This window comes from Microbacterium sp. LEMMJ01 (assembly GCF_002114135.1).
Taxonomy (GTDB): domain Bacteria; phylum Actinomycetota; class Actinomycetes; order Actinomycetales; family Microbacteriaceae; genus Microbacterium.
Window position 1 is genome coordinate 55,803 of record NZ_NCTV01000021.1, and the last position, 13,071, is coordinate 68,873.

The following is a 13,071-nucleotide window of genomic DNA, read 5'->3' on the forward strand; positions in this document are numbered from 1 at the left end:
TCAGAGGGCGTGCTGCGGGATGTGCACGAGCTGCACCCCGCCGTCGGCGATGGCCGCGCGGATGCTGGGGGCGATGTCGGCGCGCGATGCCGCCCGTCGCCCGGTCGCCCCGAAGGCGGTGGCGAGCGCGGCCCAGTCCGGCTGCACGAGGTCGACGCCGACCGGGGTCATGCCCCGGTCGAGCTCGTTCTGGCGGATCTCCGCGTACCCGCCGTTGTCGACGCACACCACGGTGATATCGAGGCGCTGCTCGACAGCGGTGACGAGCTCGTTCACGCAGAACATCAGAGCGCCGTCGCCGATGACGGTGACGACCGGGCGTTCGGTCTGCGCGACGGCCGCGCCGATCGCGGCGGGGAGGCCATAGCCGAGCGTGGCGTAGGTCGGCGTGTAGAGGAGGGAGTGCGGCTGCTCCTGCCGCAGCACGCTGCCGAGCGCCATGTAGACGATCTGGGAGGAGTCGCCGGCGACGATCGCGTCGGCAGGGAGGGCGTCGGCGATGATCTCGGCCAGCGCGACGGTGTCCGGCGCGGTCTCCCGCGATTCCGCCTCGATCGCGGCTCGCTCGGCCGCGAGGTCCCGGGCGGGACGGGCGGGGTCCGGCAGCAGGGGCAGGAGGGCGTCGGTCACGGCGGCGGCGTCTCCGGTGAGAGCGACCGTCGCGGTGAGGTTCTTGTCCCGCTGCTCCGGAGAGATGTCGACGCGGATCACGGCGCCGCGTGCCTCGAGCCGCGGAGCCCAGAGCTCCGCCTCGCCCAGCTTCGAGCCGACCACGAGCAGCACGTCGGCATCTTCGGCCACAGCCCGTGCGGCGGCGAGGCGCAGGTTCGAGCCGAGCGAGAGCGGGTGCCGTTCGTCGAGCACCGCCTTGCCGTTCAGGGTCGTGAGCACGGGGGCTCCGAGCCGCTCCGCCACCGCGGCGATCTGGTGCGCGGCGTCCACCGCACCCCCACCGGCCACGATCACCGGGCGGCGGGCGGCGGACAGCAGCCGGGCGGCCTCGGCGAGCGCGATCGGATCCCCGGAGACGCGGTCGGGCATCGGGCGCGGCTTCCGGTCCTCCGCGGGCACGGCGGCGGGCGCCTCCAGCACGTCGAGCGGGATCTCGATGTGCACGGGGCGGGGACGGCCGGTGCGGAAGAGGTGGAACGCGTCGTGCACGGCCTGCACCGCCTCCGCCGCGGTCGACACCCGTCGCGACCACTCCGCGATCGCGCCGACCATGGCCGTCGCGTCCTTGGTCTCGTGCAGCGTGCCCACGTCGGCGAACTCCGCCCCGAGCGGCACGCCGGGCGAGAGCACGATGAGGGGTCGCGACTCGCAGAAGGCCGTGCCGATCGCGCTCATCGCGTTCTGGAGCCCGGGGCCCGAGGTCGTGATCACCACGCCGGGGAGCCCGGTCTGCTGCGCCCACCCGTCGGCACCGTACCCCGACCCCTGCTCGTGGCGGTTGGTCACGGCGCGGATGCCGAGGTCGGCGAGGGGCCGATAGAACTCCAGGTTGTGCGTGCCGGGGATGCCGAAGACCGCGGTCACCCCGTAGCCGCGGATGGTCTCCAGGACCGCACGGCCTGCGGTATCGGCGTACCAGTGGTCCCCGGTGGTGTCGGTGCTCATCGTGTCATCCTCACATCGCGTGCCGACGGACGCCGTCGACCCAGGTCTCACGGACCTCGATCGCCGCGATCTCCTCGGCCGGCACCGTGAGCGGGTCGTCCGAGAGCACCGCGAAGTCGGCGTACTTGCCCGGCTCCAGGGAGCCGAGGTCGTCCTCCCGGCCGATCGAGACCGCGCCCTCGATCGTGTGCGCCCGCAGCGCCGCGGTCGCGGAGATGCGCAGGTCGTCCGGGCCGAGCCGGTGTCCGCGACGGGTGACCCGGGTGACCGCGGTCTGGATCGCCTCCAGCGGGATGGGCTCGGCGACCGGGGCGTCCGAGGAGATCGTCATGGGCACGCCCGCACGCTCGAACTCCCCCAGCGGGTTGAAGCGCTCACCGGGCGTGCCGATGGCCTCCTCCACGCCCTCGCCCCAGTTGAAGTAGTGCTGCGTCTGGTTCACGGGACGGATGCCGGCGGCCGCCATCCGCTCGATCTGCCCGGGGGTCGGCAGGCCGCAGTGCTCGATGCGGTGCCGGGCGTCCGCATCCGGACGCTCCGCGAGCGCGGCCTCGATCGCCGACACGACCATCTCGATCGCGGTGGGCGACTGGGCGTGGGTCGCGGTCTGCAGTCCAGCCGCGTGCGCCTTGCGGATGAGCTCCGCGTAGTCGGCGGGCTCGTGGTAGAGCTGGCCGGTGCGGCAGGGGTCGCCGACGTAGCCGTCCGGGAAGTACGCGGTCCAGCCGCCCAGAGTGCCGTCGGCGTAGAACTTGATGCCGGCGAAGCTGAGGTGCGCGTTGCCGAACTGCCCGACGAGCCCCATCTCCAGCGCCTCGTCGAGCAGGTGCGACAGCAGGTACATCGACACGCGCAGCTCCAGCCGCCCGGCCTCGGCGAGCCGCAGGTACATGTCGAACTCGCGCCGCGTGACCTGGCAGTCGCCGATGGAGGTGACCCCGCCCGCGAGGAAGCGCTGCGTCGCCGCGTCGAGCTGGCGCAGGTGCTCCTCCGGCTCGTCCGCGAGGTGGAAGTTCGGACCGTGGTGGCCGATCTTCACCCCGTGGACGCCGGTGAGGATGTTGCACGCCGCGTCGGACAGTTCGCCGGTGAGCTCGCCGTCGGCGTCGCGGAAGAACTCGCCGCCGTCCGGGTTCGGGGTGTCCCGGTCGACGCCGTTGAGGTCGAGCGTGTACGAGTTCACCACGCCACCGTGGCCGGAGGCGTTCATGAGGTACACCTCGCGGTCGGCGGCCACCTCGTCGAGCTCGAACCGTGTGGGGTGCCGCTTCTCGGCGAGGTTCCGCTGCTCGTAGCCGTAGCCGCGCACCGGGCGCCCGGCGGGGAGATCCGCCGCGGCGGCCTTCAGCAGCGCCACGATCTCCGGGATGCTCCCCGCCTTCTCCGGACCGCAGTCCACCCAGGTCATCATCTGCCCGAACATCAGCGGATGCGCGTGCGCGTCCACGAAGCCGGGCACGACCACCGCCTCCCCCAGATCGACGCGCTCCGGAGTGAGTCCGGCCCGCGCCGCCACGTCCTCGCACTCCGCCGCCGTGCCGAGGGCGACGATGCGCCCCCGGTCGGTCAGCATCGCGGTGACGGTGGTGTCCGCCGGGTCCGCCGTGTGGATGGCTCGCGCGGTGACGAGGACGGGAGCGGCCTGGGCCGAGCGGTCGAAGGGAGTGAGCTTTCTCATGATGCCTGTTCGCGGTGGTGTCGTGCGGGGGAAGGGTGCCGGTCAGGGCAGGCGGTTCGCCGTGGTGTCGGTCCGGGCGGTGAACGACGCCGTGACCGGGGCCTCGTCGGAGTGCTGCGGCGCGAGACGCGTGCAGATCCCGGCGATGACGGCCATGCCCACGAACATCGCGATGACCGACCAGACGCTGCCGGTCCAGGCGATGAGCTGCGTCGCGAACCAGGGCGAGAATCCGGCCCAGATGGCGGCGCCGACGCCGTACGACAGCGCGATCGAGGTGTAGCGCGCCTGCGGACGGAACATCTGGGCGAGGATCGCCGCGATCGGGGCGTAGGTCGCACTCATCGCGATGCGCACGAGCGAGGCGAAGAGGAAGATCAGCGGCTCCACGCGGCCCGGCATCAGCAGCAGGAAGGGCGCGAAGGTCAGCACCGAGGTGATCAGGCCGATGTACATCACGTTCTTTCGGCCCCACTTGTCACCGAGCCAGGCGACCGGCAGCGTCACGACGAACTCCACGAAGGAGGCCAGGGTCATCGCGTCGAGGATGACCTGCTCGCTGATCGCGATGGGCTCACCCGTCGCGTACGCGGTGGCGAAGGTGGTGGCCAGATAGTAGCCGCCGGTGGAGATGGGCAGGATGCCGATGCCGAGGAGGATCGGCTTCCAGTTGACGCGGAGGGCGAAGGCGAGCGGCATGGACTGCTTGCGACCCTCGATCTTCTCCTCGAAGACCGGCGACTCCTCGACGCGATACCGGACCCACAGACCGACGCCGATCAGGACGATCGACAGCAGGAACGGGATGCGCCAGCCGCCGTCGATGATGAACGTGTCGCCGCCGCGGGCCATGATCGCGAAGATGCCGGAGGCGAGGAGGGCGCCGGCCGGGTTGCCGAGCTGGGTGAAGCCGCCGTAGAACGTCTTCGACTTCTCGGGAGCGTGCTCCACGCTCATGAGCACCGCGCCGCCCCATTCGCCGCCGACCGCGAGACCCTGGATGGCGCGGAGCAGGATGAGGAGGATGGGGGCGAGGATGCCGATGTTCTCGTAGGTCGGCAGGCAACCGACGAGGACGGTCGCGGCCCCCATCAGCAGCAGCGTGATGACGAGCGAGACACGCCGACCGAGCTTGTCGCCGATGTGGCCGAAGACGATGCCGCCGAGGGGGCGGACGAGGAAGGCGACCGCGAACGTCGCGAACGCCGCGGCGGTCTCGGCCAGGGGGTCGTCGCTCGGGAAGAACAGCGGGCCGAAGACGAGGGCGGCGGCCGTGGCGTAGACGTAGAAGTCGTACCACTCGATGGTGGTGCCGACGAAGGCGGCGAAGCCGGCGCGGCGCGCGCGGCTGTGGACGCCGCTTCGGGGGGTGGGGGTAGTGGTCATGGACCCGCTCCTTCGCGGATGGTGTCGGATAGCGAAGGATGCTACGGACGCGGAGCGACGCGGGCAAGGGCAGAACTCCAGCGATACGCGTCATTCACTGGATTTGTGTCTGACGCACCGCGCACTCCGGGCCTTCCGCTCGGTCGAACAGCGCTCTACGCTGAGGTTCTGCGGGGGCGAGCGTGCACTGCGGGGAAATCGACGGAATCGGACGGCACATGGACTTCGACGCGGAACTCATCCGGGCGCTGCAGGAGGACGGCCGCGCCAGCATCCTCTCCCTCGCCGAGCGCGTCGGCCAGTCCCGCGCCGTCGTGGCGGCTCGTCTGCGCACGCTGCTCAGCGACCGCACGGTGCGGGTGGTCGCGGCCGTCGACCCCGTGTTCCTCGGGCAGCACGTGCTCGCGCACGTGTCGATCCGGACCGACGGCGCCGTCGAGGTGGTCGCCGAGCACCTGCGCGACATGTCCGAGACCGTGCTGGTGTCGGCGGTCGGCGGCGCCCACGACATCGTGACGGAGGTGCGGGTGGGCTCGATGTCGGAACTCCACGATCTGCTCGCGCGCATCCGCGGGAGCGCCGGGGTGCTCGACATCAACACGATCATCTACTCGACCGTGATCAAGGGGTTCTTCGTCTCGGAGTACCACGGCGGCGTGACCCTCGACGGCATCGACGAAGCCCTCATCGAGCACCTGCAGTCCGACGGGCGGATGAGCTTCCGTGCCCTCGGCGAGCAGGTGCGGCTCTCCCCCAGCGCGGTCGCCACCCGGGTGCAGCGGCTCATCGACGCCGGTGTCATCAAGATCAGCGCCGTGGAGGCCCGAGGGCTCGCGCATCGGCAGCTCTCGATGGGCGTGGGCATGACGCTCGGAGACGACGACGAGGCCGTGATCGACGAGCTGCGGCGGGGGCGCGGCGTCGACTTCGCGGCCCGGACCCTCGGGCGGTTCGACGCCGTCGCGACCCTCGTGGAGCCCTCCGCCGGCGCCCTGTATGCGAGTCTCGAGCGGCTGCGCGCGCTCCCCGGAGTGACCCGGATCGAGGCGTGGCTCCATCTCGCGGTGCTCAAGGAGGACTACGCCCGCACCCTCCGCCCCCTCCGCACCGACTGACCCCGTCCCCGTCCGGCCCCGTCCCCGTCCGGTCCCTCCCGGGATCAAAACTGCGCCTCGTTCACCCATCCCCGGCACGTTTCTGCACACTCACCGCGAGGGGTTCCCCACGCGGGATGCAAACGGGGCTTCGGAAGCCGCGTGGAGGACCCTTCTTGATCCGGCACCCTCGGCACTTCCACCGGGAAGGGTTCTCGGTGCGGGATGAATATGGGGCGTCGGAAGGCTCGGGGAGGTGCCTTATCGATCCCGGGACCGGGGCGAGACCGGGAGCGGGGCGGGTAGTGGGGTCAGGGGGTGAGGGCGGCGAGGAAGGCACGGCGGACGGCGGCGACGTCGGCGTCCTCGCGCGTGGGGTGCACGCGGTTGAGGAGCAGCACGCCGTAGGCGCCCGTCTCGGGGACGACCGCGAAGCACGTGCCGGTGAAGCCGGTGTGGCCGACCGCATCAAGGTCACCCATCCACGCGGCATCGCGCACGCGCAGACCGATCGCCTGGCCGTAGCCGGCGTCGGCCTGGACGGACGGGGTCGTCATCCCGCGGAAGGACTCCCGTGACAGCACGCGCCCGTGCGGCCCCTCGCCCTCATCGCGGAGGAGACGGGCGAGAGCGGCGACATCCGCCACCGTGCCGAACAGTCCCGCGTGGCCGGCGGGACGGCCGAGCGCGTGGGCGAGCTCGTCGTGCACCTCACCGCGCACGTTCCCGCGGTGCGGCTGCGTCTCCGTGGCGACCGCACGCTCCCGCTCCGGAGCCATCGTCAGCGACGCGGCGCCGATCCCCGTGGCCACCTCCGCCCAGAGCGCCGCGAGCGGCCGCCCGGAGACCCGTTCCAGACAGTCTCCGGCCGCGATGTACCCGACGTCGGAATACAGATGGCGAGCGCCCGGCTCGGCACCGAGCGCCCGACGCCGCACGCGGGCACGCAACTCGTCCCCGCGCACGCCCTCCCGCCACTCGCGCCCCTCCGCCGGCAGCCCGGAGGTGTGGGTGAGAAGGTACCGGAGGGTGATCCGCTCCGCTCCGGCGCCGCTGCCCACCGGGAGGACGCGCTCGACGGGCTCATCGAGGTCGATCACGCCCGCGTCGACGAGCCGCAGGGCGGCGATGGCGGTGAAGACCTTCGTCAGCGATGCGAGATCGAACAGGTGCGCGGCGGTGAGCGGAGCGGGATCGTCGTGCGCCGGCGACCCGAGGAGCTGCAGCTCTTCCGCGCCCCCGGCGACCGCCCGCACCGACGCCCACGCCGAGCCCGGGGCTCCGTTCACCATGATCCGCCTGCGGCCGTCACTTGCTCATGCCGGAGGTGAGGCCGTTGATGATCTGCTTCGTCGCCAGCAGGAACAGCACCACGAGCGGGATGGTGGCGATCGTGAGTCCGGCGAACAGCTGCGGCCAATCGGTCGAGTACTCCCCGAAGAACCGGGTCAGGCCCACGGGGAGCGTGTACGAGTCGCGGTCGCGCAGCAGGATCAGCGGGTAGAAGAAGTCGTTCCAGACCGGCACGAACCGGAAGACGATCACGGTCGCGAGCGCCGGGCGCACGAGCGGCAGCAGAATCTGGAGGAACGTGCGCAGCGGTCCGGCGCCGTCGATGCGCGCGGCCTCCTCCAGCTCGATCGGCAGCGCTCGGAAGAACACGGTCAGCACGAAGGTGGTGAACGGGATGCCGAGGGCGCCGTAGACGAGGATGAGGCTGAAGACGTTGCTGGTCATCTTGAGCGCGTCGAGCAGATAGAACAGCGGCAGGATCGCCAGGTGCACCGGCAGCATGAGGCCCGAGAGGAACACGGCCTCGATCCCGCGGAAGAACTTCGCCCTGGCCCGCGCGAAGGCGTAGGCGGCGAGCACGGAGACGACCGTCGTGACGATGACCGACCCGACCGTGACGGTGATCGAGTTGACGAAGTACGTGTCGAACGAGGCGGTGATCCACGCGTTCTGGAAGCTCGTGAACGTCGGGGGGACGGGGAGTCCGAGCGGCTCGGTGGCGATCTGCTGCTGCGTGCGCAGAGAGTTGTTGACCATGAGCAGCAGCGGACCGATCGCGACCAGCGCGTATCCCCACAGGAACACGTTGGCGAGGAGCCGGCCCACGAACGGGGTGTCGTTCGTGCGCCGGGAGCGGCGCCGCGGGGCGGAGGGCCGGCCGGAGACGATCGCCTCGGTGGTCGGCTCCTGACGGGTGTCGAGGGCGGTGCTCATCAGAACAGCTTTCGTTCGGCGCGGCGCATCGTCGTCGTGATGACGACGGAGATGACCATGATGAAGATGAACAGGACGGTCGCGAGGGCCGAGGAGACCCCGATGGAGTTCGGGTTCCCGGACTCGAACGCGGTGCGGTAGAACAACAGCATCATCACGTCGGTGGAGCCGGCGGGAGCGCCGTTCGACCCGGCGAGCGCGAACGGGATGGCCATCGCCTCCATGCTGCCGATGAAGGTGAGCACGGTGATGATGCCGATCGTCGGCGTGAGCATGGGGAGCGTGATGTAGCGGAAGCGCTTCGCGGCCGTGGCGCCGTCGAGCGACGCCGCCTCCTCGATCTCCTCGGGGATGCCGCCGAGGGCGGCGCCGTACAGCAGGATCGGGAATCCGATCCACTGCCAGGCGCTGACCAGCACGATGACCCAGATCGCGAGCTGCGGATCGCCGAGCCACGGCAGCGCGAGGCTCTCCAGGCCGACGCCGCGGAGGATCGCGTTCACCGGCCCGAACAGCGGAGACAGCATCAGCGACCACAGGTAGCCGATGACCATCGGGCTCACGAGGTAGGGCAGGGCGAAGATCGTCTGGAAGAACCGCTTGGTGCGCTTGCGGCGGTGCAGCAGGGTCGCGATGCCGAGGCCGAGCGAGTTCTGGAAGACCAGGGCGCCGGCGAAGAGCAGCAGGTTGTGGCCGAACGCGTTCCACAGCTCGGAGGCGTAGGGCTCCTTGGTGAGGAGCGTGAGGTAGTTGCCGATGCCGGCGAATCCACCCTGCTTGGTGCCCTGCCAGTCGAAGAACGAGTAGCTGAGCGCGGCGAGCATCGGGTAGAGGATCAGCACCGCGAAGAGCACGGCGGCCGGGAGCACGAACAGCGCGGCCGTCGGCGTCGACAGCGCGATGCCGGTGCGGGGGCGCCGGCTCTTCGGCGGGCGCACGGGGAGGGTCAGAGCCATGGGGGGTCCTTCGCTCGTGGTAGGGCGCCGGACGCGGCGCCCCACCACGCTCGGATCAGGAGGAGGGGGTGAACCAGGTGGAGATGCCCGACTGCAGGTCGGCGCCCAGCTGCTCCGGGGTCTTCTGACCGAGGAACATGGCCTGAATGTCCGGGCCGAGCACCGCGGTGCCGGTCGGGTCGCCGTACCGGAAGTCGACGAGCAGCAGGTACGGAGCCGGGTTGGCGGTGTACTGCTCGTTCATCTCCTGCATGAGCGGGTCGGAGTACTCCACCCCGGGGAGCGCGGAGAACTGGTCGACCTCGTCGGCGACGAGCTGGCCGAACTCCTTCGTCGTCATCCAGTTGAGCAGCTCGGTGGCCGCCTCCTGGTTCTCGCTGGCCGCGTTGATGCCGAAGCTGCCGTCCGCGTAGCCCGGGGTGACCGCGTGGTCGAGAGCACTGTCGGGGGACGGCGGGACCTCGTAGACGCCCCACTCAGTGTCGGGCGCGGAGCTCTGGAACGTGGGCAGGTCGAACGAGCCGCCGGGCCACTGCGCGGCCTGGCCCGAGGTGAACTGCAGGACGGCGTCGGCGACGGCGATCGCGTTGACGTTCTTGTCGAGGTACTTCTGCATGTCCTGCACGATCTGCAGCGAGGACACGTAGGCGGGGTCGGTGAAGTCGACGTCGCCGGCGAGTACCTTCTCCTCGAAGTCCGCACCGCCGTAGTGCGCCGAACCGACGATGTCGTGGAACATCGGCAGGACCCAGTCCTCGCGGGCGCCGAGCGCCATGGGGGTGACGCCCTCCTTGAGAAGGGTCTCCTGCAGCTCGATGAACTCGTCCCAGTCGGTGGGCTCCTCGAGGCCCATCTCGTCGAACATGGTCTTGTTGTAGAACATCTGCATGGTCTGGTACGCGAAGGGGACGCCGTAGGTCTTGCCGTCGTCCTTGCCCTGGGCCGCGCGCAGGACCGTGGGGTCGAACTGGTCGAGACCGTCGACGATGTCGTCGATCGGCACGATCTGCTCCGACTGGATCGCCGACTGCACGCCGCCATAGGCGCGCAGCATCGCGATGTCCGGACCGTCGCTGCCCTCGAGGCCGGTGGCGAGGATCTGGTTGTACTCGGTGGGCTGGAAGCCCTCGAACTCGATGGTGACGCCGGGGTGGGACTCTTCGTAGGCGTCGAACACGGCCTCCCACTTCGGGGACGACGAGGCCTGCCAGGACCAGATGGTCAGGGTGACATCATCCTGACCATCGCCGCTCGAGGCTGCGGGCGCGCAGCCGGCGACGGCGAGGCCGGCGACCAGGATCCCTCCGGTGAGAGCGAGGCGGACGGGGCGGTTTCGCATGGTGTTCCTCTCGGGTGACGTCTTCGTCGCGGCACGGGGACGATGCCGACACTGCCACTGTGGGCAATCTCTTACAAAAATGCAAGCATTTCTGAAAATTCCTACCGAGCGCGGACCCGACCTGCCATCATGGGCTCGTGCCGAACAGTGTCGTGACAGCCATCCATCAGCGCCTCTCCGCGCTCACCCCCACGGAACGCCGCATCGCCGAACGCGTGCTCGCCGAACCGCAGGCGGTCCTGGAGAACTCCATCACCCGCCTCGCCGAGGAGTGCGGGGTGTCGGTCGCCAGCGTCGCCCGCTTCACCCGCAGCCTCGGGTTCCCCGGGTACCCCGACCTGCGGATCGCCCTGGCGGGAGAGCTCACGCGGAGCGCGTCCGAGCGCGAGCGCTTCCAGGTGTCCGCGGGGGATGTGAGCCGCCACGACGACGCCGCGACCACGGTGCGCAAGATCGCCTTCGCGGAGGCCGAGGCCATCGAGCGCACCGCCCGCCAGCTCGACATCGCCGAGCTGGAGCGGTGCGTCGCCGTGGTCCGCGGCGCGCGTCGTATCGACATCTACGGCGCGGCCTCCAGCGGACTCGCCGCGCAGGACCTTGAGCAGAAGCTCCATCGCGCCGGCCTCGTCGCCCAGGCGCGGACCGACCACCACCTCGCCCTCACCGGCGCCGCGCTCCTGGACGATCGGGACGCCGCGATCGCCATCTCGCACTCCGGCCGCACCCTGGAGATCGTGCAGGCGGCCGAGGTGGCCGCCGCCGCCGGCGCCACCACCATCGCCATCACCAACAACCCGCGCTCGCCGCTCGCCCGCGCGTGCGCGCACACCCTCGTCACGGCGGTGTCGGAGTCGACCTTCCGCTCCGGCGCGATGGCCAGCCGCATCGCCCAGCTCGCCGTCCTCGACTTCCTCTACACGCGTATCGCTCAGGCCGACTACGACCGGATCTCCGCGAACCTCCAGCGCACGCACGACGCCGTCACCGCTCACAGAATCGATTGATCATGCAGCTCGGAATCGACCGCCTCCTCCACGACGACCTGACGCAGCCGCACCGGGACCGCCTCCGCGGCGCCCGCCTCGGGATGGTCACGAACGACCTGGCCCTCACCTCGACCCTCGCCCGTGGACGCGCAGGTCTCGCCGACGCCGGCTTCCCGCTCACGCTCCTCCTCGGCCCGGAGCACGGCCTCGACGGCCGGGCCAGGGAGGGAGAGCTGATCGGGGATCTCCGGGACACGCTGACCGGGCTCCCGGTGCGCAGCCTCTACGGCGCGGACGTGCGTCCCGCGGCCGCCGACCTCGCCGACCTCGACATCGTGCTCGTCGACCTTCCCGACGTGGGTGCGCGTTTCTACACCTACATCTGGACGATGAGCCATGTGCTTGAGGCGTGCGCCGACGCGGGCGTCGCCGTGATGGTGCTCGACCGCCCGAATCCGCTCGGCGGACGCCTGGAGCAAGCCGAGGGGCCGATGCTCGACGAGGCGGCGAACTCGCTCGTCGGGCGGTGGACGATGCCCGTCCGCCATGGTCTGACGATCGGCGAGCTCGCGCGGCACTGGGTGCGCACGCGCGGGATCGACGTGGAGCTGCACGTCGTCGAGGTGCAGGGATGGACGCGCGATCAGACCGCCCTCGGCCGGCAGGAGCTGACCTGGATGCCGCCCTCGCCGAACCTGCCCAGCGCCGCGACCGCCCTCCTGTACCCCGGCACGTGTCTGGCCGAGGGCGTGAACGTCTCCGAGGGTCGCAGCACGGCCGTGCCCTTCCGCGTCGTCGGCGCCCCGTTCATCGACGCCGAGGAGTACACGACCGTGTTCGTCGAGCTCGCCCTTCCCGGCGTCACCGCCTCCCCCTACGGCTTCACCCCCCTGGTGCGGGATCACGCCGGCGAGGCCTGCCAGGGGCTCCTCCTGCACGTGACCGACCCGGCCGCCTTCCGGCCGGTGCACACCGGCGTCCGCCTGCTGTCGCTGCTCGCCACCCTCTACCCCGAGGCCCTGGCCGAGCGGGCGCTGGTGCCGATGCCCGGGGAGTCCGACTGGTCCCCTCTGGAGAAGCTGTTCGGGGTCGAGGGCGCCTTCCGCCGGATCACGGCGGGCGAGTGGGACGAGCCGGAGTCGCTCGCGGTGCCGGACTGGCCGGGGCTCGTCGACGCCGACCTCCTCTACCGCTGACCGGCTGCCGCGCGGACGTCAAGGGGATGGCGGCGCGCGCGGCCGCCGCGCAGGATGGCCGGTATGACGGACGACGGCCCCGCGCCCACCGCGGACGGACACCACATCGTCGTGAACGGCCGGCGGTGGCGCGCCACCGATCCGTCGATCCCCGAGAACCTGCGGCAGGAGCTCGTCGACGAGCTCATGGCCGCACGGCGCGCGGTGAAGGCGGCGGAGCCCGACGCCCGCCGTCGCGTGCAGGATGCGAAGACCGCCCTCGGCGAGCGGGGTGCCCCGTGGTGGGAGGAGCCCTCCTCGGCGCAGGCCGAGGAGCGGATCGCCGCGACGATGCGCGCCCTCACCCGGAAGCGCGCGGACTCGTCGATCTGCCCGAGCGACGTCGCCCGCGCCGTCGGCGGCGCGGAGTGGCGCGACCGGATGCCCGACGTGCGCCGCGTCGCCGCCGACCTGGCGTCCCGCGAGGTGGTCGTGGTCACGCAGAAGGGCGAGCAGGTGAGCATCGCCGACGCCCGCGGCCCCGTCCGGATCCGCCGCGGCCCCGCCCTCTGAACGCCCCGGTCGCCCGATGCCGACGGCGCGCCGTCACCGGG

Annotated in this window: 11 protein-coding genes; 4 read left to right on the forward strand and 7 right to left on the reverse strand. The window is 71.1% G+C overall.

The window, feature by feature from the left end; all coding sequences use genetic code 11:
* From B7W94_RS05305 to B7W94_RS05315, 3 genes are read right to left on the reverse strand one after another with little or no spacing between them, the layout of a single operon-like run.
* Positions 1-1,617: a thiamine pyrophosphate-binding protein gene (locus B7W94_RS05305; RefSeq protein WP_085605147.1), complete on the reverse strand. Its 1,617-nt coding sequence runs from the start codon at positions 1,615-1,617 to the stop codon at positions 1-3.
* A 10-nt stretch (positions 1,618-1,627) separates the two neighbouring features.
* Positions 1,628-3,295 carry an amidohydrolase gene (locus B7W94_RS05310; protein ID WP_062765604.1) on the reverse strand — a complete coding sequence of 556 codons (1,668 nt, stop codon included), beginning with the start codon at positions 3,293-3,295 and terminating at the stop codon, positions 1,628-1,630.
* A 42-nt stretch (positions 3,296-3,337) separates the two neighbouring features.
* The gene (locus B7W94_RS05315) at positions 3,338-4,681 is read right to left on the reverse strand and encodes an MFS transporter (protein WP_062765608.1); all 1,344 of its coding nucleotides are present in this window, start codon (positions 4,679-4,681) and stop codon (positions 3,338-3,340) included.
* Between the two features lie 218 nt (positions 4,682-4,899).
* On the opposite strand from B7W94_RS05315, the gene B7W94_RS05320 reads away from it, so the two are divergent.
* Entirely contained in the window at positions 4,900-5,796 is an 897-nt protein-coding gene (locus B7W94_RS05320) for an Lrp/AsnC family transcriptional regulator (RefSeq protein WP_025102681.1), read from the forward strand.
* Between the two features lie 290 nt (positions 5,797-6,086).
* On the opposite strand, the gene B7W94_RS05325 is transcribed toward B7W94_RS05320, so the two are convergent.
* The 4 genes from B7W94_RS05325 to B7W94_RS05340 are packed head-to-tail and all read right to left on the reverse strand — an operon-like array spanning position 6,087 to position 10,296.
* Positions 6,087-7,067 (reverse strand): serine hydrolase domain-containing protein, encoded by a 981-nt coding sequence (locus B7W94_RS05325; protein ID WP_062765611.1) that lies wholly within the window; start codon positions 7,065-7,067, stop codon positions 6,087-6,089.
* A gap of 16 nt (positions 7,068-7,083) precedes the next feature.
* On the reverse strand, positions 7,084-8,001 hold the full coding sequence (locus B7W94_RS05330; protein ID WP_062765614.1) for a carbohydrate ABC transporter permease: 918 nt from the start codon (positions 7,999-8,001) through the stop codon (positions 7,084-7,086).
* Positions 8,001-8,957, reverse strand: coding sequence for a carbohydrate ABC transporter permease (locus B7W94_RS05335; protein WP_025102684.1), 957 nt, complete (start codon positions 8,955-8,957; stop codon positions 8,001-8,003). Before B7W94_RS05335 ends, B7W94_RS05330 begins: the two co-directional genes overlap by 1 nt.
* 55 nt (positions 8,958-9,012) lie before the next feature.
* On the reverse strand, positions 9,013-10,296 hold the full coding sequence (locus B7W94_RS05340; protein WP_025102685.1) for an ABC transporter substrate-binding protein: 1,284 nt from the start codon (positions 10,294-10,296) through the stop codon (positions 9,013-9,015).
* Between the two features lie 137 nt (positions 10,297-10,433).
* Here B7W94_RS05340 and B7W94_RS05345 point away from each other — a divergent pair, with 137 nt between their 5' ends.
* The 3 genes from B7W94_RS05345 to B7W94_RS05355 all read left to right on the forward strand — a co-directional run bounded on the left by B7W94_RS05345 (position 10,434) and on the right by B7W94_RS05355 (position 13,030).
* The gene (locus tag B7W94_RS05345; protein ID WP_029989136.1) at positions 10,434-11,300 is read left to right on the forward strand and encodes a MurR/RpiR family transcriptional regulator; all 867 of its coding nucleotides are present in this window, start codon (positions 10,434-10,436) and stop codon (positions 11,298-11,300) included.
* Between the two features lie 2 nt (positions 11,301-11,302).
* Positions 11,303-12,478: an exo-beta-N-acetylmuramidase NamZ family protein gene (locus B7W94_RS05350; RefSeq protein WP_085605150.1), complete on the forward strand. Its 1,176-nt coding sequence runs from the start codon at positions 11,303-11,305 to the stop codon at positions 12,476-12,478.
* Between the two features lie 63 nt (positions 12,479-12,541).
* Positions 12,542-13,030 (forward strand): DUF3253 domain-containing protein, encoded by a 489-nt coding sequence (locus B7W94_RS05355; protein WP_085605153.1) that lies wholly within the window; start codon positions 12,542-12,544, stop codon positions 13,028-13,030.
* The last annotated feature ends 41 nt before the right edge of the window (positions 13,031-13,071 follow it).